30 protein-coding genes are annotated in these 21,519 nt (G+C 64.2%); 2 read left to right on the top strand and 28 right to left on the bottom strand.

All coding sequences use genetic code 11. The features are described from left to right. Positions 1-17: 17 nt before the first annotated feature. The 27 genes from GF405_03185 to GF405_03055 form a co-directional block, all read right to left on the bottom strand. A complete protein-coding gene (locus GF405_03185) occupies positions 18-515 on the bottom strand; it encodes a hypothetical protein (protein MBD3367166.1) in 498 nt (165 codons plus the stop codon). A 16-nt stretch (positions 516-531) separates the two neighbouring features. After that, on the bottom strand, positions 532-750 hold the full coding sequence (locus GF405_03180; GenBank protein MBD3367165.1) for a hypothetical protein: 219 nt from the start codon (positions 748-750) through the stop codon (positions 532-534). Continuing rightward, positions 728-946 carry a hypothetical protein gene (locus GF405_03175; GenBank protein MBD3367164.1) on the bottom strand — a complete coding sequence of 73 codons (219 nt, stop codon included), beginning with the start codon at positions 944-946 and terminating at the stop codon, positions 728-730. The genes GF405_03180 and GF405_03175 overlap by 23 nt, the downstream gene beginning before the upstream one ends. Positions 947-1,063: 117 nt before the next feature. Further along, on the bottom strand, positions 1,064-1,483 hold the full coding sequence (locus GF405_03170) for a hypothetical protein (GenBank protein ID MBD3367163.1): 420 nt from the start codon (positions 1,481-1,483) through the stop codon (positions 1,064-1,066). Between the two features lie 114 nt (positions 1,484-1,597). Then, the gene (locus GF405_03165) at positions 1,598-2,947 is read right to left on the bottom strand and encodes a GNAT family N-acetyltransferase (GenBank protein MBD3367162.1); all 1,350 of its coding nucleotides are present in this window, start codon (positions 2,945-2,947) and stop codon (positions 1,598-1,600) included. A gap of 78 nt (positions 2,948-3,025) precedes the next feature. After that, positions 3,026-3,490 (bottom strand): tryptophan-rich sensory protein, encoded by a 465-nt coding sequence (locus GF405_03160; protein ID MBD3367161.1) that lies wholly within the window; start codon positions 3,488-3,490, stop codon positions 3,026-3,028. A gap of 52 nt (positions 3,491-3,542) precedes the next feature. Next, the gene (locus tag GF405_03155; protein ID MBD3367160.1) at positions 3,543-4,031 is read right to left on the bottom strand and encodes a hypothetical protein; all 489 of its coding nucleotides are present in this window, start codon (positions 4,029-4,031) and stop codon (positions 3,543-3,545) included. A 33-nt stretch (positions 4,032-4,064) separates the two neighbouring features. After that, positions 4,065-4,817, bottom strand: a complete 753-nt coding sequence (locus GF405_03150; GenBank protein MBD3367159.1) for a DUF4386 family protein — start codon at positions 4,815-4,817, stop codon at positions 4,065-4,067. A gap of 263 nt (positions 4,818-5,080) precedes the next feature. Next, positions 5,081-5,503: a hypothetical protein gene (locus tag GF405_03145; protein ID MBD3367158.1), complete on the bottom strand. Its 423-nt coding sequence runs from the start codon at positions 5,501-5,503 to the stop codon at positions 5,081-5,083. A 67-nt stretch (positions 5,504-5,570) separates the two neighbouring features. Then, entirely contained in the window at positions 5,571-6,065 is a 495-nt protein-coding gene (locus tag GF405_03140; GenBank protein ID MBD3367157.1) for a hypothetical protein, read from the bottom strand. Positions 6,066-6,344: 279 nt separating this feature from the next. Then, positions 6,345-6,590: a hypothetical protein gene (locus GF405_03135; GenBank protein ID MBD3367156.1), complete on the bottom strand. Its 246-nt coding sequence runs from the start codon at positions 6,588-6,590 to the stop codon at positions 6,345-6,347. Positions 6,591-6,665: 75 nt separating this feature from the next. Next, positions 6,666-7,445 carry a hypothetical protein gene (locus tag GF405_03130; GenBank protein MBD3367155.1) on the bottom strand — a complete coding sequence of 260 codons (780 nt, stop codon included), beginning with the start codon at positions 7,443-7,445 and terminating at the stop codon, positions 6,666-6,668. 105 nt (positions 7,446-7,550) lie between these two features. After that, positions 7,551-8,066 (bottom strand): hypothetical protein, encoded by a 516-nt coding sequence (locus GF405_03125; GenBank protein MBD3367154.1) that lies wholly within the window; start codon positions 8,064-8,066, stop codon positions 7,551-7,553. A gap of 240 nt (positions 8,067-8,306) precedes the next feature. After that, complete coding sequence (locus GF405_03120; GenBank protein ID MBD3367153.1) at positions 8,307-9,719, bottom strand: hypothetical protein; 1,413 nt, start codon at positions 9,717-9,719, stop codon at positions 8,307-8,309. 45 nt (positions 9,720-9,764) lie between these two features. Continuing rightward, a complete protein-coding gene (locus GF405_03115; protein MBD3367152.1) occupies positions 9,765-11,081 on the bottom strand; it encodes a hypothetical protein in 1,317 nt (438 codons plus the stop codon). Positions 11,082-11,169: 88 nt separating this feature from the next. Further along, complete coding sequence (locus GF405_03110) at positions 11,170-11,871, bottom strand: hypothetical protein (GenBank protein ID MBD3367151.1); 702 nt, start codon at positions 11,869-11,871, stop codon at positions 11,170-11,172. Between the two features lie 133 nt (positions 11,872-12,004). Next, the gene (locus GF405_03105; protein ID MBD3367150.1) at positions 12,005-12,889 is read right to left on the bottom strand and encodes a methyltransferase domain-containing protein; all 885 of its coding nucleotides are present in this window, start codon (positions 12,887-12,889) and stop codon (positions 12,005-12,007) included. 136 nt (positions 12,890-13,025) lie between these two features. Continuing rightward, positions 13,026-13,451, bottom strand: coding sequence for a hypothetical protein (locus tag GF405_03100; protein ID MBD3367149.1), 426 nt, complete (start codon positions 13,449-13,451; stop codon positions 13,026-13,028). Between the two features lie 52 nt (positions 13,452-13,503). Next, entirely contained in the window at positions 13,504-13,764 is a 261-nt protein-coding gene (locus GF405_03095; protein ID MBD3367148.1) for a hypothetical protein, read from the bottom strand. Positions 13,765-14,125: 361 nt separating this feature from the next. Continuing rightward, positions 14,126-14,359 (bottom strand): hypothetical protein, encoded by a 234-nt coding sequence (locus GF405_03090; GenBank protein ID MBD3367147.1) that lies wholly within the window; start codon positions 14,357-14,359, stop codon positions 14,126-14,128. A 238-nt stretch (positions 14,360-14,597) separates the two neighbouring features. Then, positions 14,598-15,272, bottom strand: a complete 675-nt coding sequence (locus GF405_03085; GenBank protein ID MBD3367146.1) for a DUF4440 domain-containing protein — start codon at positions 15,270-15,272, stop codon at positions 14,598-14,600. Positions 15,273-15,279: 7 nt separating this feature from the next. Next, on the bottom strand, positions 15,280-15,990 hold the full coding sequence (locus GF405_03080; GenBank protein ID MBD3367145.1) for an MBL fold metallo-hydrolase: 711 nt from the start codon (positions 15,988-15,990) through the stop codon (positions 15,280-15,282). A gap of 128 nt (positions 15,991-16,118) precedes the next feature. Then, a complete protein-coding gene (locus tag GF405_03075; GenBank protein ID MBD3367144.1) occupies positions 16,119-16,475 on the bottom strand; it encodes a hypothetical protein in 357 nt (118 codons plus the stop codon). Beyond that, a complete protein-coding gene (locus GF405_03070; protein ID MBD3367143.1) occupies positions 16,472-16,807 on the bottom strand; it encodes a hypothetical protein in 336 nt (111 codons plus the stop codon). The genes GF405_03075 and GF405_03070 overlap by 4 nt, the downstream gene beginning before the upstream one ends. Before the next feature lie 439 nt (positions 16,808-17,246). Beyond that, positions 17,247-17,795 carry a hypothetical protein gene (locus GF405_03065; GenBank protein ID MBD3367142.1) on the bottom strand — a complete coding sequence of 183 codons (549 nt, stop codon included), beginning with the start codon at positions 17,793-17,795 and terminating at the stop codon, positions 17,247-17,249. Positions 17,796-18,085: 290 nt separating this feature from the next. Then, positions 18,086-18,556, bottom strand: a complete 471-nt coding sequence (locus tag GF405_03060) for a GNAT family N-acetyltransferase (protein MBD3367141.1) — start codon at positions 18,554-18,556, stop codon at positions 18,086-18,088. Between the two features lie 113 nt (positions 18,557-18,669). Next, positions 18,670-19,548 (bottom strand): hypothetical protein, encoded by an 879-nt coding sequence (locus GF405_03055; GenBank protein MBD3367140.1) that lies wholly within the window; start codon positions 19,546-19,548, stop codon positions 18,670-18,672. Positions 19,549-19,741: 193 nt separating this feature from the next. Here GF405_03055 and GF405_03050 point away from each other — a divergent pair, with 193 nt between their 5' ends. Together GF405_03050 and GF405_03045 are read left to right on the top strand one after the other, a co-directional pair. Further along, on the top strand, positions 19,742-20,074 hold the full coding sequence (locus tag GF405_03050; GenBank protein ID MBD3367139.1) for a type II toxin-antitoxin system RelE/ParE family toxin: 333 nt from the start codon (positions 19,742-19,744) through the stop codon (positions 20,072-20,074). Positions 20,075-20,085: 11 nt separating this feature from the next. After that, a complete protein-coding gene (locus GF405_03045; GenBank protein ID MBD3367138.1) occupies positions 20,086-20,409 on the top strand; it encodes a helix-turn-helix domain-containing protein in 324 nt (107 codons plus the stop codon). A gap of 215 nt (positions 20,410-20,624) precedes the next feature. On the opposite strand, the gene GF405_03040 is transcribed toward GF405_03045, so the two are convergent. Continuing rightward, positions 20,625-21,227 (bottom strand): hypothetical protein, encoded by a 603-nt coding sequence (locus GF405_03040; GenBank protein ID MBD3367137.1) that lies wholly within the window; start codon positions 21,225-21,227, stop codon positions 20,625-20,627. Between the last annotated feature and the right edge of the window lie 292 nt (positions 21,228-21,519).

Below are 21,519 nucleotides of genomic sequence, written 5' to 3'. Positions count from 1 at the left end.
CGGGCAGCGTACCAGGGTCACTGCGCCCTGTAGTACCTCCCGTCACGTACGACGATCACGCGGCCGCACGTCCTGCACCGCACCAGCGGGTCGGTCCGCCCCGAGCGAACCTCGGAGCCGCAGTACGGACAGGGACCGCGCACGGCTCGCAGTCCGAAGAAGGGCACGACGAACGGCACGATGATGCCGATGATGATCATAGGGATGCCTATGACGGCACCGATCCACGTGAAGGTCAGCAAGAGTCCCAGGACGATGAGGACGAGACCGAGCGCCCAGCCCGACAAGCAGCCGCTGGCGAACCCCTGTCCCCTGTCGCTCGTCGTCTCCGTGAAGCCGGCCGATCTCTCTCCGGGACGAGCCAGTTCATCGGCAGGCGTAATCTCAAGGGGATCGAGGCCCTCGGCACGCAGTCTGCGTTCAGCGTCGGCCCTGTCGGACCCGCGGATCTCGCCGTAGATCTCTGTTCCGTTCGGGTCCATCGCCCGGTAGGTGAAGTCCACCCTGCCTCCCATTCCCCTGGGACTCCTGCTACGCGGTTCTCTCGCCGAGTTCCTGCTCCCTCAGTATCTCGACCGCTATCCTGTAGGCTGCGGCAACTGCCGGGAAGCAGGCATCCTCCGACGTGCCCGATGTCATGAGCTGCTCGATGCCCTCGCTCGTCGTCAGATGGAGGCCGGTGAGTTCGCGACAGCTGCTCGTGCCCTTCGCGGCACACGAATCGCCCCTAGCTCGAGTGTTCGTCCTCATCGCCGTTCTGACGACGGGCCTCGCGTCTCTTCGCAACGCCCAGGACGATGAAGACGATGCCCAATCCGAACATGCCCATGCCCGCCATCGGAAGACCGCTCTGCGCGAGCGCCGCGCTCATGGCGACACCCACGCCCAGAAAGCTGATACCGAGAGCGATGAACACGACCGGTAGCGCTCGTTTGTCGTCAGACATCCTTCACTCCTTCCGAGCCCCGCGGTCCTGCGCTCCTGTCCACCCGGAGGCACCTGCTTACCATGCCTGAAGAGACCGGACAAGCCCTCACATCGAACCGACCCCGGCCCTGTCCCCTCACAGGTCGGGCTGCGCGAAATACTCCTCGAAGGGCGCCGACCGCGGCACCAGGCCGGTGCAGACGCCCTCGTACACGATGAGACCGAACGTGTCGTAGAGCACGAGCACGCCCCCGACCGACTCGTTGACGACTGTGGTGTCCGGAGCGCCGAACTGCTCGACGAGCTGTGCCCGCGTCAGGCCGCTGAGGCCGCGCTCCTCTGCCCACGCGCGCGGCAGGTCCCGTCCGGCCCCGTCTGGCCACCGGAGCACCTCGCGCCCGCCGGCCCACTCGGGCTGTCGGACGGTCTCACGGCGATCCCACGCGTCGGCCCATTCCTCCATCGCCGGGTCAGGTCGCTCGGCCTGCTCCGGCGGGACGTCCCCGCAGGAGGTCAGCGTCAGACCGACCAGAAGCAGAGCACAGAGTCTTCGCATAGCACGTCTCCAACCAGCGCCGGTTCGGGCGCTCCGCTCAAGCGAAAGGCCCGGGGGCGCCCACTCCGGCACGACGCGCTTCGTCCACCGCCGAACGCGGTCGACGCCCCCCGGTCAGCGCTCGTCGGCCTTCAGAACGTAGATGGTCCACGGCGCGACCGAGCACTCGGACTTCCACTCGATCGGCTCGGCGCCCGTGGCGAGGGGCCGCCGCATCTCGACGACGTCCAGACCGGCTTGCCGGAAGAGCCGCCGGTAGTCCTCATCGAAGCACACCACATCCTCGACCGGACGCCTGTCGGGCACATCGAGCATGACGATGCGTACGACGTCGCCGCTTCGCGCCTTCCTGTTCTCCGGGTGGTTGCTCGTGCTGAACGACGTCCACTCGTTGACGTAGATCTCAGGGGACGACACGATGCAGACCAGACAGCCGTCGCCGGACAGGATTCTCCCGAGGCCTGTCAGGGTCCGCCCGCGCTCTCCGAGGGTCGGGATGTTGTCGAATGTGAAGGCGGACAGAACAAGGTCGAAGGCACCACCCTCAAGCCCTTCGCCCTCTTCGTCGACCAGCCGGTAGTCACCCTCAGGGTCCAGCTCGCGGGCCCGGGTGAGCATCGCTGGGGAGATGTCGACCCCGACGACCTCGAAGCCGTGCTCCTCGAGGAACCGCGTCGACCTGCCGGTACCGCACCCGAAGTCCAGAGCACGCTTTCCCGTGACGTGCCGTTGGAAGAGCTCCGGCAGGTCCCTGAACGCAAGGGAGTACGTCCCGGGGAACGCGAGCTCCGCGTACGCCGAGGCTCTCTGCTCGTCCTCGTACACATTCGCGAAGCCGCTGTCCGTGGAACCCCCGGCATCCGAGACGCCGCCCTCTTCTGGCCGATCGCGGGCGCCGCGGCCCCGCTCCTCCCAATCGACCCGGTCCAGTCTGAATCCCAACTGCCGCACGCTGCCGGGCCCGAAGGCGTCGTCCTCCGTCAGGTCTGCGCCGGGCTCTCTCCTGAACCCGAGCTTCTCGAGAAGCGCGATGCTCACAACGTTGTGCTCGTAGGCGCCCGCGACGACGTGGTCGAGTTCGAGTTTTCGGAAGGAGTACTCGAGCGCGAGTCCGAGCGCCTCGGCGCCGAGTCCCCCGCCCCGGGACCCGCGGAAGAGACTGATGCTGATGTCAGGTTCCCGTTCCGGAGGAGCCAGCGTCACGACGCCGCGGCAGGAGCCGTCCCTAAGGTCCACGACCGCAGCGTCGAACCGGAAAGGCCTCCGCTCAGGCGACGCGTGGAAGGCACGGAAGGAATCGAGGTCGTCCCACGGCGGACGCACGTTGTAGGCCCGCTGAACCTCCGGATCACGCCAGTTCTCATGCACGAGGCGATCGTCCGCCGGCACCCGTCGGGCGAGCCCGACGTGCTCACCCTTGATGAAGAAGCTCCGCTCTGCGTCCGCCACGCGTTGTCCGCCCATTCAGGTTTCTGGATGCAGTGTTCCGTCGTTCGCCGTGTCCCGCGAGGCGGAGGCCACCCAGCAACGGCCACACAGCGATCACCCGTTGAGGCGCCACAACTGGAAGTTCAGGGCGGAGGCGAACGTGACCCAGGCGAGATACGGGACCAGGAGCAGCCCTGCCGCCGGAACCACCCTCCAGAACCACACCAGCGTGACCGCGATCGCAACCCACAGCACGACGATCTCGACGAAAGCCGGCAGAAGCTCGTGCGCGCCGAAGAAGATGCAGGACCAGAGCGCGTTGAGCACAAGCTGTGCGATGAAGAGCCACAGGGGCCCCCTGGCTTCCGAGAAGCCCGCACGGCGCCAGACGAGCCAGGCCGCCACGCCCATCAGCACGTAGAGAATCGTCCACACCGGGCCGAAGACAGCGTTCGGCGGTGTCCACGCCGGCTTGACGAGCGCGGCGTACCACTCTCCGGGCCTGAACTGGGAACCCACCCAGCCCGCGGCGAGCGAACCGAACACCCACAGCCCCAGTCCGAGGAGTCTGTTCCTGATCTTCGGTCTCCCTTCGAATGCCCCACGACACGTCGCACGAACGGACAGGTGGTCAGTCGGCTGAACGAAGCCTGCCCGCGAGGTCCTCCGCCCAGGCTCTGGCCGCGTCGGGGTCCGTGTGGTCGATGAGCCTCCCGCGCTCCCCGCCCGGCATCTTCCCGGGCAGCGCGATGTACGTCACCGGCGTGAGCCGGTTCCTCTTGATGAGCGTTTCGAGGAACCGCCCCCTTGCCTGCTCAGGTTCCTCGACCGCCATCCCGCTTGCGAGATAGATCGCCAGCCGCTTCCCCCTGAGGTCTCTGCGCGCGAGAAAGCGCTTGGCGTGACGGTAGACCATCATCATCCGGACGCCGGTCCCGACCACCACGTTCGCGTACGGTGCGAGGTCCCTGACCTTCTCTCGCTTCAGGTCGACGACCTCCACGTCGTATCCCTCGGACGTCAGGACGTCGGCGATGACGCCGGCGTACTCCCCTGCCGCACCTCCTGCGCTGACGTACGCGAGAAGGGTCCGCACTTCGGGTGCAGGAGTGTTCTCCACGGGTACTCGCCTCCAGTTCCTGTGTCGTTCACGCTACCTCGGTGAAGACGCCACCCGGCCATGCGGCCTGCGAGACGCGCTCTCCCAGAGTTCGACGTTCACCCCTCGGATGAGCAGCCACAGACAGATGCCGACCTCAGCAATGATAGCAACTGCGTAGATCGGTGCAACGGTCTGAACGTACTGAGGCACCAGGAAACGGGTGTAACTTCCGATGAGATACGTGAAACCGGCCGCCACAAGCAGGACGCCGAGGACCTTCGGGAGATATCCCGAGCGGTATATGAGGTAGCCCAGCAGCAGACAGTGCACCCCGAAGAGCAACAGGCCGAGATCGTAGCCGTGGCTGTGCAGGTCCAGGAAAAAGGACGCCAGCGCATTGAGCTGGTCCGGACCGAACGAGGCGGTGTACGCCCGCCCGCTCAGCGCGAGCATCGCGGCGTGGTAGTGAAGGAGGTTGAGCGCGATGACTGCCGTCTGGGTCAACCGGAAGCACATCGCCACGAGCGCGACCGTCTTGCCGACGGGCCTCAGAAGGACGTAGAGAAGAACTGCCAGTGCGACGTCGCACAGGAACATCACGGAGTCCGTCAGAAAGCCCAGGCGGAAGAGCCCGCCGGAAGCGACGATGTTCGTCGCCGTGGCGGCGACGTCCCCGGGGACAACGAGGCCCGAGCGAACGGAGAGCTCACCGAAGAGGCCGAAGACGATGATGACGAGATAGAGCACACCGGCGCTTCTCGCAAGGAGCCGGGGTGAGACCTCACCGCGCAATTCGTTCGTCATCCGCTCCCTCCCTTGACAGGCAGTCCGACATGAAAGAGCGCGCAGCGCCCTCCGCGGGAGATCACGCCCGCGGGGCACGGGGCGCGCAGAGGCGCTCGAACATCCGCTCGGTTTCCGATGTCATCTGAGACCCCCCGGGCGCGGCGGAAGGGGGTGTCGTGCTGTCGGAATGCCTTCCCTCCGCCCGCCCCCGGGAGCAGACGTGCGGGTGGGACTTCCGTCGAACCGGCATGGGAACGCCGCCTCCGCGGACGCTGCAGGTATCAGCCGGACCGCTCCTCAGAATCCTCGTGGTCCCGCTGGTTCTCGCGCAGCCAGGCCTCGCAGTACCCGATCCAGAGTCGCTCGTGGTCCTCCGGTGAGACGACTCGGGCCACGAGGTCCTCCACGCTGCGAACGCCGACCTCGGGGCCGCGCCGGTGGATGTGCTCATAGAGTGCGCGCGAGCCCTCGATCTCCTCGAGTGGCTGATACTCGCCAGGGATCTCGATCGCGCCCGCCTCGAAGGCGCCCAGCGTTCGGGCGTGGCCGTCGATCAGACTCAGCTCACCGTCGATGTGCGTCACGAGCACCGGAGGCAGCGACGCTTCCTCTCCGTTCGCCCAGGCTGACCGCACGCGGTCCAGCTTCGCGCGGTTGACGTACCAGTTGTTCGGTCGCAGCTCGTCTATTCGAAACCGCTTCACGCTCGCCCCTCACATGCCGCAGGGTATCGCGTGGCCCAAGCGGCGCCCATCGGAAGGCCCGGCAACATCACTCGTAGACGGCCTTGATCCTCCCCCAGGAGTCGATCTCGACCGAGGTTCCGTCCTCGTCCGAGACAACCGCGCGGATCATCGCGGCCGACTCCGTTCCGCACTGCCAGTCCATCGAGAACGTGTTGCAGGTGCGGCCGCCCGGGATCACCTCGGCGTCGTAGCCGAGAACCGGGTTGTAGATGCTCAGCCACTGCATCCCGACGAAGAACGTACGCTCGGGGAATATGGTCGGATCGCGAAGGTCGATCGCCTGCGGGAGATCGAAACGGACCCACGAGTCCTCCCAGTAGTGCGCCCCCGAGTGGAACTCGACCACGGGAGGATGAGCCGGGAAGATGTCGTCATCGATCTGTACCGGAGCCCACACCGTCGCGATGAATGGGTCGGTTGTCGTCATCTCCGGATGGTCGGGGTCCGTCCAGTTGTCGTTGCAGATGAAACACCTGATCGCCCCAAGCCAGGGGAACCCCTCCGGGGCCTGAAACAGCACCGCCACCTTCCGCCCCTCAGACGGTTGGGGGAACATGGGAGAGATCTCTCCCCCGCCATCCCAGGCGAGTTCCACTTCGGTGCCCTGGGCGCTCGTCGGAGACGAAGCAGCCAGAGCACACACCAGACACAGCGCGATCGTGTACCGCATGGTGCCTCCCATCGCTCTACGTGGGAGCCGTTGGAAAACACCCTTTGAGAAGCCGGCCTCCATGGCGCGTCGGACGCAACCGAAGACGGCGCGAAACCCCGTGTCACACGCGTCACTCCGAGCGCGCACCTAGGAGCGATCGGCGCCCCCGGCTCTCTCGACGCTCGCCCTGAGCCGCACCACGGTCCAGATCATCGTGATCTGGACTGGTATGATGGCGATCAGAACGAGCCACAGGACGGCCCGTTCGAGGGCGAGGCTCTGCTCGACTGCCTGAAGGACATCAAGCAGCGCCAGGAAGCCCAGGACCGCCAGGATGATCGTCAGAATGCCGAGGCCGACAGCGACCGACGTCAGACGTGTAGACAGACTCATGGTTCCTCCCTGCGGCACGCCGCAAGCTGCGCCCCAGGCCGGCAGGCGGAGCTTCGCCGTGCCGCGGCCCCTACGCTAATCCATCTCGAACCACTGACGGTCCGGCGGCCCGTTGTCGTCAACGTCCACGGTGAGGTGGTGCGTGCCCGCGGGCCCCAGCGGATAGAGCTGGTTCAGGTCCACCGTGACGGTCCACTGGCTCCCGGGCGGCACGCGGACCGGTGCGATGGCAGGGTCCCTGATCAGACGACCCTTCCTCGGAGGGACCGGAACCCCTGTCCCCGCGCGCCCCGCGGTCAGCGCAATGCGGACGGACGGGTCGACGACCAGCGCTCCATCCTCGAGGACGATACCGGGAAACAGCATCGGGGACTCGGCTGCGTTTCGGTACCCGATCTCGACCGGGCCGCCAACCCGGAACCGGTACTTCGGCCACCGTGTCAGCACCCGGGCAGAGCGCAGCGCCTTCTCCACACGCTCGGGGGAACCCGAAGCACAGGCGGGATGATCAGCGCGAATGGTCCCGTCGGACCGCGTCGTGAGGAGCCAGACCACCTCACGGCCCGTGAAGTGCGCATACTCGACTCGCGGGTGCGCAAGGCCGGACTGGTTCTTCCACACGAGCCGAAGCGTGTCACCGGGCGCCGCATCTCCCCACAGGACATCCGCAACATCGATGATCCCTGAAGCGACGTCGACCCCGGACCTCGTGGACGCTGAAACCGACCGCAGCGTACCGGCGACGACCAGGTCACTGTCCCGGACGAGGTCCTCGAGCGGGACATCGGCCGGCATCCCTGAACCTCCGCACGTCATCAACAGGATGACCATCGCCGTCGCGAGTGATCTGCTCATGACGGACCTCACAACCAACATTCTGAGCGCGCGCCCACCTCGCGGGAAATCAGCGCCCTTGATGGCAATGCCATGGTGCACAACATCCTATCGACGGCTGCAGCGCTACTGAACATCGCTTTCGACACTCGACCCCGGACTGCTCTCAGGGAGCAACGCCTCGATCCCCCGCTCCAGCGAGAGCGCTTTTTCCTCCGAATAGGGCCCCTCAACAAGCTCGAAGACCGTCCCTCCTGGATCGACGAGAAGCACGTAGATCGTCTCCTCGTCGGCAAGTCCCAACGCGGAGCGGAACGCGTCCTTGTCCAGATACAGCGTGATCGTCCGCTCGCGGGCCTCGACGTCCGCGATGCCGCCGCGCATGCCACCGTCGATGAAACCTCTGAACAGCCGGTACCCGCTCGAGATCGTCGGCAGCTCATAGTAGTGGAGGCGAGGATGGGACGCCGCCCACGCTGCCGCGGCCGGCATCCAGCTGTCTACGAGCGACTGGTGCTGCCTCTGGAACGCGATCATGAGCAGGTTCAGCTCACCTTCGAGGTCCCCGGGCAACTGAAACTCCCGTCCCTCGAGGTTCCTGCCGCCGACGTCCGGGAACACTCGGGTCGTGTCAGCGACCATATCGACCTCCGTTGGATTGCGGATCCCATCGGAAGCACACGCCTCACTTCCCTGACAGCAGAGCGCTGCTGCAACGACCAGCCAGGGAAGCCAGGAACTCAGAGATGTCTCGCGCAATGGGCACATGGCTGTCTCGACTTCGTTCACCCGGGTTCGCTCCCGCGCCTGTGCCGCCGGTCCGGGTCGCGGCGTTCGGCGACGCGCGCTGATGGATGGTCCGGTCTGAAACGCCTGCGTGCGCTAGTCGGGTGGCGGACGCATCGCCTCATGGGGGTTTTCGACGGACGACAGACCGCTGCTGTCGTGGACCATCATCTGCAGGGACATCTCATAGGAGTCGTAGTCGTCGTAGGTGCCTGACAGCCAGAGTACCTCAGGCCCCCCGTCCAACTCGCACCACGGCACGAAGGGTCTTACGTTGTGGACCGAGGAACCCCTCGTGATGGGCCACCCGGTCCACGTGCGCCCGCTGTCGGGTGTGCACCACCGCTCGATTTCGTACACCGAGCGGACCTCGCGCGCGACGTAGACACGGGACGCGTCCAGCGGATCGATCGAAGCTCCGCCGAACATGTAGTACAGAGGGCGATCGACACGCCCGACTCGCATGACCGGATCGGTGGCAAAGGAAGACCCGGTTCGCGTCACCTCACGACGCACCCAGGCCGACCCGTCCCATCTGGCGTAGTAGCATCGATGGTCATCAACCTCGGGGAACGTCGCATAGACGACGACCGGCCGTCCGTCGCCGTCGAGCGAGATGTCCGATACCCATGCACGACCTGTCTCGGCCGATCCGCCATAGACCGTGTCAGCATCGTCGGGACTGAAGGGAAGGTCATCGAGTTCGGCTGCCTGTGTTCCGTCGGCCTCGTAGAACGCTCCATCTCTGTAGCAGAGATAGTAGATGCTGTTCTCCGGCTCCCCTCGCGGGTGCCCATCTGTGAAGGCGATGTGCACCGAACCGGCGCCATCAGGTGCATACTTGAAGTATGGCTTACTGCCTGCCCCGACCATGAGCTGCCGTTCAGAGGACCACTGCAGTCCATCGGTGGACGTCACAAACCACTGTTTGAAATCGGGTCCCCTGAAGAAGAGAAAGAGCGGGCTTTCGGCATCTGCGAGCCGCACGGCGTTCGGGTAGGTGTATCCCCAATGCCCACCTGCGAAACGGTTCACAGCGGTCACGGCCCGGGCGTCGGACCACGCGGTAACGTCCTCAGGCAGCAGCGTGGTCCGGCTGTAAATCGCGCTGCCGCCGTGGGCCGAGTAGAAGGCCATGATGCGGCCGTCCTCGAGCACAAGGAGCGAGGGGTTGGAATGGTCGTCACCTCCAAGACCTTCCGTGAGGGGTGTTCTCTGCATCGCCCGAGACGCATGATCGTACGATGCCACCCATACCTCCCCTGCGCCGTCGACCCATCCGATGTACGTCCTGTTCGTCGAACCCGCATGGCAAACCGCCCGTGCATCCGGGAGCCACGACCACGCCCCGTCCTCGGTCACCTCGATCCGGCGCAGGCTTTGCAGGCCGGGTTGTTCAGGTGGCTGTTCGTCGGAAGGCAAGGTACCGGCAGGACCACGTCCGAGACAGCTTCCGCACAGTGCGAAGATGCACACCGTCACGAACATGGGAGTGCGGCGATGCTCCACTGCAGGACTCCCCTCCTCCGGGCTTTCCGCTGTGCCGCACTGACGCTACGGTCTGAACAGCGCCTTGATCCCGCCCCAGGAGGCCCCCTCGACGGCGGACCCGCAGGGGCCGCAGCCGAGGTCGAAGCACCCGATCAGCTCTCCCCAGGGATTCTCCGGTGAGTCCGGGAGCGCCGGGGAGTCGGCGCAGAGGGTCACATCGCGCGCAGTGACTCCGCAGAACCGGGGGTCAGTGACGACGTACTGCAGAACGGAACCACACACTGTGTCCGCTCCAGCATTCCCGAACAGGAGGCTCCGCCAGATCTGAGGGTCGCTGGTGCCGCATCCGAAGGGGTTCGGCCCTCCGTTGAACGCGATGATGCAGTTCTCGAGGACGGCGCCGTAGAGGGCCTCGAAATAGAGTGCTCCTCCAGACTCCGCAGCGGAGTTCCCGACGAACGTGCAGTTGGTGATCGTAGGCCTGCTGAACTCCTTTCCGCAGATCGCTCCGCCGAATCCGCCGGCGGTGTTGTCCACGAAGAGGCATCCCTGGATCTGTGGCTTGCACATGGCGCCCCAGCAGTCGATCGCCCCCCCGCTTCCGTCGGAGGAGTTCTCCCGGAAAACGCAGTCGGTGATCTCGGGCTGAGAGCTGTCGATGCGGATCGCGCTGCCGCCGATGCTCGAGTGGTTGTTCGAGAAGAGGCAGTCCCTGATCCTCAGGTTCGAGTTCTGCTCGCACAGGATGCCCGTTTCACACTCCGAAAACCAGCAGTCGACGACGCGCACGCTCATCGGACCGTCACCCTTCACGGCCCCCCAGGTGGAGCTCCCATTTTTGAACGTGAAGCCCCGGATCATCGAGTCGTTGTGCTGGTAGTCTAGCGCACGAAAGGCAGCCTGCGTCCACTCCACATCTATGACCGTGGACTCCGGCCCCGCGGCCGAGACGATGTTGATGTCGAGATCCGGTATCCGGATGTTACGGTTGTCGGGCCCGGTATAGGTCCCGGGCGCAACCAACACCGTGTCTCCATCCGCTGCCATCTGCACAGCGTCCCTGATCGATGCGTACGTCCCCGGGTCTCCCGACTGGTCGACCCGCAGAACACCTGCAAAGCCCGTCTGAGCGGTCCCCATGACAAGCACGACCGCACCGACCGTCACCAGGAATCCGACTCCTCCGGTTCGCATTGTGACTCCTCTCTGAGGCAATCCGCCCCGGAAACCGTGGTCAGACGCGTCAGATGCCGGTCTGACACGACCGCCGCACAGGCGGCGGGAGTGAGGAATGGCCCCGCGGAACGAGACCCGCGGGGACAGGCTCCGAACGTCGGCATCTCCCCCCCACGGCAGGATTCTCCGGCTCTCGGCCACCATGCCTGCACCCCATGCAATAATACCGTACTGGCCACGACTCAGTCAATCCCATAGGGGCCGGAAGGGCTCGTCGCGCAGCAGCCACGCGTCAGGAGTAGCCGGCTCCCGGATACAGCAGGTTCACGGCGAGCAAAAAGACCGGATCGAACACGAAGCGGAAGAGCTGCCACGCAACGAGGATACCGATCCAGCTCAACGCGGGCCGACTCCAGATGAACTCCTGGTACCTGGGCACGGCATCGGGGGGCAGGAGAAGCGGGAGGGCCCCGCTGCCGTCGAGCGGCGGTATCGGCAGCAGGTTCAGCACCAGAAGCACCAGATTCAGTGAGAACAAGGCCCCCAGAAAGAAGGCGACAGCGTCGCCAACACCCTGCGAGGTCGAAGCCGCCACGTGGCCGAAGAGGACCGAGTCCGGCACCTGGAAGTGACCGGTCCAGACCCCCAGCCTGATGGCCAGCGCGGCCACCAGTATGAGCAGCAGATTGGCGCCGGGACCAGCCAGAGCCATCCACGCAGCGCGCCGCGGGTGGAGCTGCGCCCAACCCCTGTCGTACGGGGCGCTCGCGAACCCCAACGGCCAGCCGATAGTGAGCAACGAGATGATCGGAAGAACGACCATACCGAAAGGATGGCGTCTGATGTGTGGCACAGGGTCGAGGGTGACTTGACCACCGTGATACGCGGTCAGATCTCCCCCGCGTCTCGCCGCCCAGGCATGCGCCGCCTCGTGAAACGTCGTGGCGAACAGGAATATCACGAAATAGACGACGGACTCGCCCAGGTTCGGCATCTCACACACCCGTTCGAAGTGTCGACGGCTCAACGAACCGCGCAAGGGCCGCAGGCCTCGACGGCCCGGACTCTGCCGCAAGAAGTGCCCGCACGGTGAGTGCCGGCCGTCCGATGGCTGCTGGATGCGCACGTCAGGGCGCTGGAGCCTCTGCCGTGATCATCAACAGGCCTTGCCCTGCGTCCGACTGTGTCTCAGCTTCAGGGTCCAGCCTCTGAATCGACACGAAGCCCGGTAACTTCAGCAGATCGTCGTACTCGGAGTCCGTGTACGCTCGCGTCGTGCAGACGTAGGTGTCCGGCGCGCTGCAGCTACTGCGGAACACGGTGAACCGCTCTGCAGACGCCCGCGCCGTTTCATCCCAGTCGCAGTCGATGAGACAGAGGTGAGGCTCGTCCGCGAAGAGCCCGCTCTCGGAGACGTACCAAGACTGCGCCCCGGCTCCGAGCCCGCGGACAAGCTCTTCAGTTGAGACCTCGAGCACCACGTGACCGCCGGGCTTCAGTGACTCCATGATCCGGCGCAGCAGTTCTTCAGCTTCATGTCGCCGGAATGTGTTGAACTCACCGTACAGGAGAAGCACCGCATCGAACCCCGAGCCGAAGTCGGTCGACAGCAGATCCCCGAGGATATACGTGCAGTCGAGTGCCCTGCTGCTCGCGTCCGATCGGGCGTACTCTATCGACGACGGCGAGAAGTCGATGCCCACACAGCTGTGTCCGCGTTCGGCGAGTCGTGAGCTATAGAGGCCCGGGCCGCAGCCCAGATCCAGAACACGCGCGTGCTCAGGCAGGACCTCTCGATCGAGCCACTCTACCTGGTCATCGATCTTCGATGAGCGCCGACTGGCCAGATCGTGTTCCTGGCTGAGGTGCTCCGGGAGCATACGGGCGCTGAAGCCGGGCTCATGCCACGGGATCTTCCCGCCGTGGGACCACGGTTCCGGCCGGTTGCGATCCAGCAGCTCTCGAAGTTCCACTGGCAGCTCCCCGATGGAATGCCCTCGCGAGTCGCCCACCGGCCGCGGGCACAGGAGTACCGCGACTCACGCCGACGGAAGCCCACCCGCTGCACGTGACAGCGCCGTGAAAGCGACCGAGTGCGCTCGTGGGGCAGTCTGAAGCCCGCCCGAAGTCGCTGTCGCCGGTATCGGCTCACCCCATGACGTGACGCAGAACACTCCAGATACCGACCGTGACGATGACCGCGCACGTCGTTGAGAACACCCCAAGCCAGCGACTGCGAAGCCACCCGCTCAGGCCCAAGGTGCCGTTCAGGAACAGAAGGCCCACGATAAACGCGAATGACAGCATCCGGTGCCGGCCACCGATCCAGTCGAACTCCGACACCACCGGCCCCGAGACACCCTCCAGAAACCCGACCTGCGTCAGAAACGCCGCGATGAGCGTCCATCCAACCGCCGAGATGAGGAGACTGGCGGCCGCGGCGATCGTCACGGCCATCGATGCGACCAGACTGCGGCTGTGCTCCCTATGGCTGAGAAGCAGAGCGAGGAACGTGATTGCGAAACCGGCGAGTATCGCGCTGACACCCGCGAGTCGACCGTACAAGTCAGCCATTCACACTCCCGTACATCCGAACGAAGCGCTGGCCCTGAACACCGGCGCGCGACTATTCTCCCTGGGCTCTGACCTGCTTGTCCATGCTGCGCCCCATTATCCAGGCGACGAACCTGGCATAGAGCTCCTTCAGTAGAACGGGACGCGCGTGCTCGGTGAAGTAACGGGCTTTCGGCTCCAGCCAGCCCTGTTCACGCCAGTACGCATAGTCCGCTGGTGAGTAGTCCTCCATGCGACCGTACACCGTACGCATCACGCGGAACATCAGATGGTCGTTGAGCGACAAGCGCCGGGGTGGCTTGGCCTTCATCATCTGGTGAAGCGTCCGAGCCACGTCTGCGCAACGCTCTTTTTCACCCGACAGACGGGGCAGCGTCGTCCCCCTCGGCGGATCGACATAGCGCAGGTCGCCGACACGGTTCGAGGTTCGCGTCCTTGAGCGGCACGTGCTCGAACTCCACATGGTCGAGGCTCATCAAGGACCGCCCGAACTGCTCGACCCGGTCGTAGGTGTTACCTCTGTGTGGGCTGCCCTGAATCGCCACAACTCTCATGCAGTTCCTCCCCCGGCTATCAGATTCCATGTGTACCGACTCATGGGTGTTCACCTTACAAACGGCATGACAGCCGCAGGCGCAGCGCGGCCGAAGAGCGCCGCGCGAGCCGCCTCCACTCTACGCCTCAGGCTCTCCCGAATCGTCTTCCTCCTCCTGCTCCCCGGCGTTCCGGCGCAGGATCACCTCTCCCGCCCTGCGGCGTTCCTCAGCCATCAGCTCGTGAGTTGCGCCCAGCACGCCAGCTGTCATGCCGCCTCCGCCCCGCCTCACCTTCCGTGCGAACCAGAAGAACACGGCCACGTAGGCGACCAGAACGCCGGCAGCCACGAGAACCGATCCGAAAAAACTCAAAGCTCATCTCGCCCGGCATTGCGTCCGGAGGCTCTCATGAATCTCTCTCCGTTTGCGACTCGAGTGACGGACCGTGGAAGACGCCGCCCGGTGGTGCGCTCGCCGTGCAGCCGAACTGGGTGCGACGGTGAGGAGTGTCGGTTGCCTGGGGCTCGTCGGACCACCCTGCGAGAGGGGGCACGACAGATGCTCGGGCGCTCCCGGACGTCGGCCACAAAGAGCTGTCGCTTACCGGCGATCAGTACTCCGGCATCTCGTCGTTGTTCCACATCTCAAGTTTGATCTTGAGAGAGCCATCGGACTGGATCTCCCAGATGACCAGGTACTTCCCTGTGTCTGTGATCGGATACGGCGGCCCGGGCACATTGAGTGTCACCTTGTACTCCCCGATCTCGTGTATGAGATCGCCCGAGCTGAAGACATCCGTGAGCGTTGACTCTATGGCCACAACCTCGATCCCCGCCTCACGTGCAGCCTTCTCGTTCTCGATGAACGCTTCCCGACCGACGATCATCGGCTCGTGATTCGGAAGAACGACAACATCATCGGCGTAGAACGATGCTACCGTCTCGTAGTCGTCCTCGATGGCAGCCTTGTTGATGATGGCGTTGGCTTCGTCGATTCTCTCGAGGAGTTCGGCTTCTGTTGTGTCTGCCTCCGGTGTGGCCCAAGCGGCGGCACACATCACGATCATCGCGAGCAGCGCTACGGTTGTTCTCAAGTGCACTCTCCTTTCCCTTGCCGGATCCATATCGGTGATGACTTGCTGACGAATGACGCATCGCCCTGCGCCGGCGATGACCCGAGTCTCGGCGCCGGGAGCGGACACAATGCGAGTGACAGACCGTGAGCGAAGTCGCAGCGGTGCGCTGCAGCCAACCTCGGGTGCGAAGGCACCGCATGTCGGCTGCATGCGCTCGTCAGGTGCGCACGTCCTCCAGCACGCGCTGCATGCGCCTGCTGCTATCGAACACGATAGGCTCTCCGTGTCCGGTACACAGAATCTGAACGTCAAGCTTGCTCAACGCATTGAGAGACCGCGTCGCCTCGTCCGGATCAGCGCTGAAGAAGCGAGGTGCTTGTCTGAGTCCGCCACGCCCCGAAAGAAGGTCACCGTTGAAGAGAAGGTCTCCACAAAAGAGGATTTCCCTCTGTTCCTGATAGAGCGAGATACTACCGGGAGTGTGACCTGGAGTATGGATGACCTGCAGCCCACCGATGAAGTCCAGGCGATCCCGATCCTCGAGTGGCCCCGTGACCACGATTCCGTCACCTCGTCCGGAGATGAGATCATCCAACCATCTGATGGCTCTCATAGCCAGCGACCTCGTGGGTAGACTCCTGCTCCCCTCGATGTACGCCACCTCGTCCTTGTGGGCCATCACATTCGCGCTGCTCCGACGAAGGAGCTTCGCGACGCCTCCAGTGTGATCGCCGTGAGCGTGCGTTAGGACGATCGCCTGCAGCTCGGTGATCGGGCGGCCGGAGGACTCGATCTGGCTGACGATTCGAGGTACATCACCAGACATGCCGGCATCTACCAGCAGGAGGCCGTGATCAGAAGCCAAGAGATACGCGTTGCTGCTGCGCAGGCCCTCCAGCCAGTAGATACCGTCCGCAAGCTGTAGCATCGAGTTCCTTCCGGCGTGCGCGCCCGACGAACATGCATCACCCGTGGCCGCAGCCCGCACTCCTGAAACCGCAGACAAGCCGGTTGCCACGCGCCCGGCGGCGCCGTCATGTCGGCTGCATGCGCTCGTTAGGCTTCGCGCGACATCAGTCCCGATATCTCAAGCACTCGAGTCGACCACTGTGCCGCATCACGTGCGACCTCAGCCCGCCGCTCAGGATCAGCCCACAGCGAGTGCCAGTGCTGGTACCACCGCACCAGGTCGCGCTGAAGCTCCGCAAGTGCTGCGACATCATCAGAGGGAATGTCCTGTGCCGTCCACTCGATGAACATCGCGCTTTCCCGCACCATGCGTCCGACAACTTCCTCGTGCTCTGGCTGGTCCGAAAACGACCGGATCCGCGCCAGGTTCGCAGCGAGCCCGCCGAGACGCACGGGGACGCCGTCGCGGAGATAGCGTTCTCGGATGCTCGTCCAGTCGCTCATGCTGCCACCATGCGCGCAGTCACGATTCGCTCAATGGCCTCACGAAGCTGAGGATCCTCGAGTTCCATCGAGAAACCGCCCTGCCCCGGGCGGAGGTTGATCAGTGCCTCGTAGCGGACCTCTTGGCTGGACGGGATCCAATCAGCACCCCAGACGTCCTCCTGCTTACTGGCGTCCTCGAGGAGAACAGCTTCGCAGTCGGCGTGGAGAGCTCCGCCGCCAGCCAGAATCTCACGTCGGACATCGTCCGCGAGCTTGATGTAGTTCTCGAGCTGCTCGAGCATCTCCCGAATCTTCGAGTCAGTCGCCATCTCTCGGATGATGTGGATCAAGAAACCTCCGTGAAGCGAGGGGACCGTCAGGGAACGACACTTCTCTCCTCTTACACCACCGTCCGAGACCACGACGGACCGAGAAGCCTAACGAGTCGCGTTTCAGCTGCGGGCGGCGATGGCGCGAGCCTCGCCGCCGAAGGCGTGTGCAAGGCGAGTGACAGCGCCAGGATGTCGGCTGCATGCGCTCGTTATGCCGCCCGTTCCAGATGAGCCACGACAGAGCGTCGGACGTCCTCTGGAAGATCAGCTCCATAGATGCGCAGGAACAGAGCCGCACGCTCGCCAGTGGGCTGTTGGAGCGGCGCGATCCGAAGGCCCGCCAAGGCCATGGCTTTCGCTGCACCGAACATCGAACAGGCCATCTCTATGCGCCGGGCGGCAGGCACGGAGAGAAGCGCTCGTGTGTATCGGTCGGCGACAGCTTGCGGTGTATCGGTCATCGTGGCCCTACCTCCGCCAATGCCGCAGTTAGATCGAGCTTGTCCGCCCATGAACCCACGTAGTCCCAGTCCAGATCTGCTGCCTGGGAGGCCAGTAGCGCCGCGTCACGGTGATGGAGTTCAGACGAACCGTCCTTCCACCACTGGAGCTTCGTGAGAAGCAAGTCCTCAGCGGTGGCCACCTGCATGCTCCAGCCCCCCATGTCCACGTTGCGGCGACGCCCGAACTCCGTCCGTCTGTAGTCGCTGTCCCTCCGCACGATGAAGTCGGCCTTCGCGATCCACTCGTTGTGGATGATGTTGAACGACTGGCGCTCCCTGATCGCCTCGCGCACCGCCTCGGAATCCACATAGCAGTCCGGGGAGAAGAGCTCGACAAACCGCTGGGCGTCTCCGGCCTTGCACTCGACGACGAAGTCCAGGTCCCGAGTCATTCGCGGCGCCACATAAACGGACATCGCCATCGAACCTGTCAGCATGTAGGGAATGCCTGCGGCGTCGAGGCGAGATACGATGAGCTGGAGGAACTCGAGCTGCTCATTCATGCCAGGATCCTCGAAGGGGTCGCTCGAACTACGTCACCACGTACATCATAGCACAGGCGGCATAACGAAACGCGTATGAGCCGCGCCAGGTCTGGCACGAGCGCTGCCGGCGAAGCCGATTGCAGCGCGAGTGGCGGACCGTGAGCGACGCCGCCCTGCGGCGCGCTCACCATGCAGCCGTCCCGGGGCGCGGCGGCGCGGGGTGTCGGCTGCATGCGCTCGTTAGGCGCAGCCAAGCGAGTCAACCTCTTGCCGCGCCGCAGAGCAAGTCAGTCCCTCGAGTGCTCGACCTACACCTCACCAAGCCAGTTCGTGTGCAGTGGCGTGAGTCCACACGCCCTGTAGAACTCGCTCGCGCTGCGATTGCCCACGGCTGTGTACACCGTGAAGTACTGCACACCGTTCTCGCCAAAGAAGCGACGCGCCGCGTGGAGCAACTCCCTGCCGACTCCCTGACGGCGTCGATCCCGGGACACCATCAGCCCCGAAATGTGACCAACGCGACGGACCGCCCAATGCGTATCCTGGTCCTGTATGCGGGCCGTTATGTAGCCGATGGGCGCTTCGCCGTCGATCGCGACATAGACGACATGATCGGGCGTCCCCATGAAGCCACGGAAGTACGACTCGATGGCCTCACGGTCGAGCTTGGCTACTCGGAAGAACCCCTCGTGGAATCCCTCATATTCCGCGAAGAAGTCCTCGGATAGCTCCAACAGCTGCTTCAGCGTCTCATCGGATGTCAGCCTGCAGATATCCAGTTGTGATACCTCTCGCTGCGCCTGACGAACCGCGCATCAGCCGCAGGCGTCAAGCCTGGCGCGACAGGTGCGCAAGCAGCTGGCGTGACAGGCAAGCCTGTCGGCTGCATGCGCTAGTTAGGTGACTCGCCTTCTAGAATGTCAGAGCAATTGACATCCGCCTTGTCGAGTCGAGGCGGAACGTCGGGGTTCCCCACGATCGAATCGAGACGCGCACTCCCGAACGAGTGACCGGCTACGTTGTAGGTGCCCGCATTGCAGACCTCGATCTCCACTCGACGGCCGTCTCGTAGCTCCATCACGACGTACCCGAGCGTGCGCTCGAACGGACCTGGCGATTCGCCTGCCGGCTCTGGAGACTGCAGTGCATCAAGCACACCCCTGTGCTGACCAGGTGGGATCAGCTTCACGAAACCGAACACCTGTGTGCCGACCCACATGCACTCCACGTCCTCGAGCAGGAAGTCGTATCCGATGCTGCCAGAGTAGATCCGCACCGGCTGGATTCCCCAAGTGCCAGCCTCAATCTGCGCTATCGTGCGGAGCAGCGCCTTTCGTACGTGTTCAGCTGGGTGCGCCTCCACCTGTTCGCGCAGAGGCTCGAGAAAGGTCTCGTCCCGCAGTCTCAGTATCGAGCTTGTCAGAGGATACCAGTCGGCGCGAACTCGAGCGGTGTCGGCCAGGCAGCTGCGAAGAACTGAGCGGGCACGCTCATCACCCACTTCAGCGAGCGCGGCTAGAGCAGCCGCGCGAACCTCCCAGTGCTCGTGCGACACAAGATCCGACAGGAGTTCGAGCTGAGAGGGCCCCAGACGACGGACATACTCAACTACTACAGGTCGGACGTTGCCGTCTGGGCTTTCGAGTGCCTCTGTGAGCTGCTGTTGGGTCAGCACAGGCACAACACTCGGAGATGCTGCACCCGCACAATCCACCTGCAGAAGTCCCGTCGTCAAGCAGGCAAGAAGGAAGAAGAACATGCATCGCAGCATCTGATCAGTCTCCTTCCAGGCGAGTCACCTACCGCCTGCGTATCAGCCGCGGGCGTTAAGCCTGGCGCGAGCCTTGCCGCCGAAGGCGTATGCAAGGCGAGTGACAGCGCCGTGATGACGGCTGCATGCGCTAGTTAGGCTGCTGGCACACATCGTGCTTGACACTATGTCAGTACCGACATATACTGATACCATGACAGCCGACCGGAAACCAGTCCTATGGGTCCATGGGGAGCTCAAGTCCCCTCCAATTTCCTCGCTCGCCAGGGTGCAGGCCGGCTATCTCATCGGGCTCCTCCAAGAGGGCGTCAGTCTGAGCATGCCCCTCTCCCGGCCCATGTCTGACATCGGTTCCAGCTGTCACGAGCTGCGGATCAGAGACGGCAACACGAGCTGGCGCATCATCTACCGAGTTGACGAAGAGGCCATCCTCATAGTCGACGTGTTCAAGAAGAAGTCTGCTGCCACACCCAAGCGTGTCATCGATACGTGCAAGAGACGCCTCAAGGCCTACGACCAGAAGTAGAGGAAACGACCATGAGTCCCACGAGCAAGAACAAGAAGAGCCTCGAGCGCGGCGGCTGGAAGATCGGGTCCGTTCAGGAACTCCTCGGACTCACTGACGAAGAGGCCGCGTACGTCGAGCTCAAGCTCGCTCTCAGCAGAGCGCTCCGCGAGCGACGCCAGAAGAACAAGGTCACTCAGGTCCAGCTGGCCAGGAAGATCGGCTCGAGTCAGTCGCGCGTCGCCAAGATGGAGGCTGGCGATCCGTCTGTCTCGATCGACCTCCTCGTTCGATCCCTCATCGCACTGGGCGCCACCCGCAAGTCTCTCGCCCGGTCCATTCAGTCAGCCAAGTAGTGCCAGCAGCCTAACGAATCGCGTATCAGCCGCGCCAGGCACTGGCGCGGCAAGTGCCGGCCGAGCGTCAGCGAGGCCCCCCTTGCAGTTGCCGTGACAGAGCCGGCGCGACGCCGCCCTGCGGCGGAGCAGCTGGCCTGTCGCGCAACTGGGGCGGCGGAGCGGGCGTCGGCTGCATGCGCTAGTTAGGTTGCCGCCACAGAAACGCCCCCACATTACTCTGTCTCGTCGCCGGTCATCTTGCTCCCCAGGCTCTGGAGAACAGAATCGTATGTCCCCACTGCAAGCTGTGAGGCCTCCAACATCAGATAGAAAGCCCGCTGAGCGTCTGACCGTGTCTCAAGCTGTCCCGTCAGTGCGGATTGGAGCGCCCAGTCGAACGTGCTGTCTACCATCTCCTGTGCAAGATAGGCCTCTGCTACGCGACTCACGACGTCGAAGTCCATGTGTGACAAGGCTCCTGTCGCGGACGCTGCCTCGTATGCAGCTTGATGCAGGAAGGGCGGGTTGAGACCCCGCCACCCATCAAGCTCCCCTCCCGTGAACTGAGCCTCTCCGTCAATTGCCGCAAGCTCGTTGAGCTCCGACACCAGGTGAGCGTAGTACGGAACGCGGTCGCCGAGGTGCTCTCGGTTCATCGAGATCTCGGCCTTGATGGCATTCAGGGCCGCCCTGCTCCTTCTCGAGTCGGCTAGCCCTTCGCGCCACTCCGTTACAAGGAAGCCAAGGGCTACGGCGAGCATGATGGATACGATCTCGAGAGCGAGGATGCCACGAGTCAGTCCATGCTGCCCTGAATGTCTGCTGTGAAGCGACAATGGCCCCTCCCTCACATCACAGATACTGCGCGCCGTTCCCAAGTGCCAGCAGCCTAACGAATCGCGCATCAGCCGCGGGCGTAGGGTGGCGCGGGGTGTGCCGCGCGAGCGAAGCGAGCGCCCCCTTGCAGACGCCGTGACACCCAAGCACGTCGGCTGCATGCGCTAGTTAGGTGGCAGGCTGAGCTTGACGGCTCTTCCGCGGCACGCAGTTGCCGAGTCAACTGTCCGCTACCCCTTCTTCGATGCGTAGACTGAGACGAACCAGAGTGCTGCAAGCCCAATGAGTAGG

The organism is Candidatus Effluviviaceae Genus V sp. (assembly GCA_014728125.1).
Lineage (GTDB): Bacteria > Joyebacterota > Joyebacteria > Joyebacterales > Joyebacteraceae > WJMD01.
Note: the sequence above shows the minus strand (reverse complement) of the source record. Positions and strands in the feature narration are given on the sequence as shown.

Bases quoted from the DNA above. Each gene is read 5' to 3' on its own strand.
- GF405_03080 (MBD3367145.1), bottom strand. From the start codon at position 15,990: ATGCTACAGCTTGCGGACGGTATCTACTGGCTGGAGGGCCTGCGCAGC.
- GF405_03095 (MBD3367148.1), bottom strand. From the start codon at position 13,764: ATGATGAAGGCCAAGCCACCCCGGCGCTTGTCGCTCAACGACCATCTG.
- GF405_03150 (MBD3367159.1), bottom strand. From the start codon at position 4,817: ATGACGAACGAATTGCGCGGTGAGGTCTCACCCCGGCTCCTTGCGAGA.
- GF405_03130 (MBD3367155.1), bottom strand. From the start codon at position 7,445: ATGAGCAGATCACTCGCGACGGCGATGGTCATCCTGTTGATGACGTGC.
- GF405_03135 (MBD3367156.1), bottom strand. From the start codon at position 6,590: ATGAGTCTGTCTACACGTCTGACGTCGGTCGCTGTCGGCCTCGGCATT.
- GF405_03055 (MBD3367140.1), bottom strand. From the start codon at position 19,548: ATGCTGCGATGCATGTTCTTCTTCCTTCTTGCCTGCTTGACGACGGGA.
- GF405_03045 (MBD3367138.1), top strand. From the start codon at position 20,086: ATGAGTCCCACGAGCAAGAACAAGAAGAGCCTCGAGCGCGGCGGCTGG.
- GF405_03100 (MBD3367149.1), bottom strand. From the start codon at position 13,451: ATGGCTGACTTGTACGGTCGACTCGCGGGTGTCAGCGCGATACTCGCC.
- GF405_03050 (MBD3367139.1), top strand. From the start codon at position 19,742: ATGACAGCCGACCGGAAACCAGTCCTATGGGTCCATGGGGAGCTCAAG.
- GF405_03180 (MBD3367165.1), bottom strand. From the start codon at position 750: ATGAGGACGAACACTCGAGCTAGGGGCGATTCGTGTGCCGCGAAGGGC.
- GF405_03185 (MBD3367166.1), bottom strand. From the start codon at position 515: ATGGGAGGCAGGGTGGACTTCACCTACCGGGCGATGGACCCGAACGGA.
- GF405_03065 (MBD3367142.1), bottom strand. From the start codon at position 17,795: ATGAATGAGCAGCTCGAGTTCCTCCAGCTCATCGTATCTCGCCTCGAC.
- GF405_03170 (MBD3367163.1), bottom strand. From the start codon at position 1,483: ATGCGAAGACTCTGTGCTCTGCTTCTGGTCGGTCTGACGCTGACCTCC.
- GF405_03115 (MBD3367152.1), bottom strand. From the start codon at position 11,081: ATGGTGGCCGAGAGCCGGAGAATCCTGCCGTGGGGGGGAGATGCCGAC.
- GF405_03125 (MBD3367154.1), bottom strand. From the start codon at position 8,066: ATGGTCGCTGACACGACCCGAGTGTTCCCGGACGTCGGCGGCAGGAAC.
- GF405_03085 (MBD3367146.1), bottom strand. From the start codon at position 15,272: ATGCAGCCGACATGCGGTGCCTTCGCACCCGAGGTTGGCTGCAGCGCA.
- GF405_03075 (MBD3367144.1), bottom strand. From the start codon at position 16,475: ATGAGCGACTGGACGAGCATCCGAGAACGCTATCTCCGCGACGGCGTC.
- GF405_03175 (MBD3367164.1), bottom strand. From the start codon at position 946: ATGTCTGACGACAAACGAGCGCTACCGGTCGTGTTCATCGCTCTCGGT.
- GF405_03110 (MBD3367151.1), bottom strand. From the start codon at position 11,871: ATGCCGAACCTGGGCGAGTCCGTCGTCTATTTCGTGATATTCCTGTTC.
- GF405_03165 (MBD3367162.1), bottom strand. From the start codon at position 2,947: ATGGGCGGACAACGCGTGGCGGACGCAGAGCGGAGCTTCTTCATCAAG.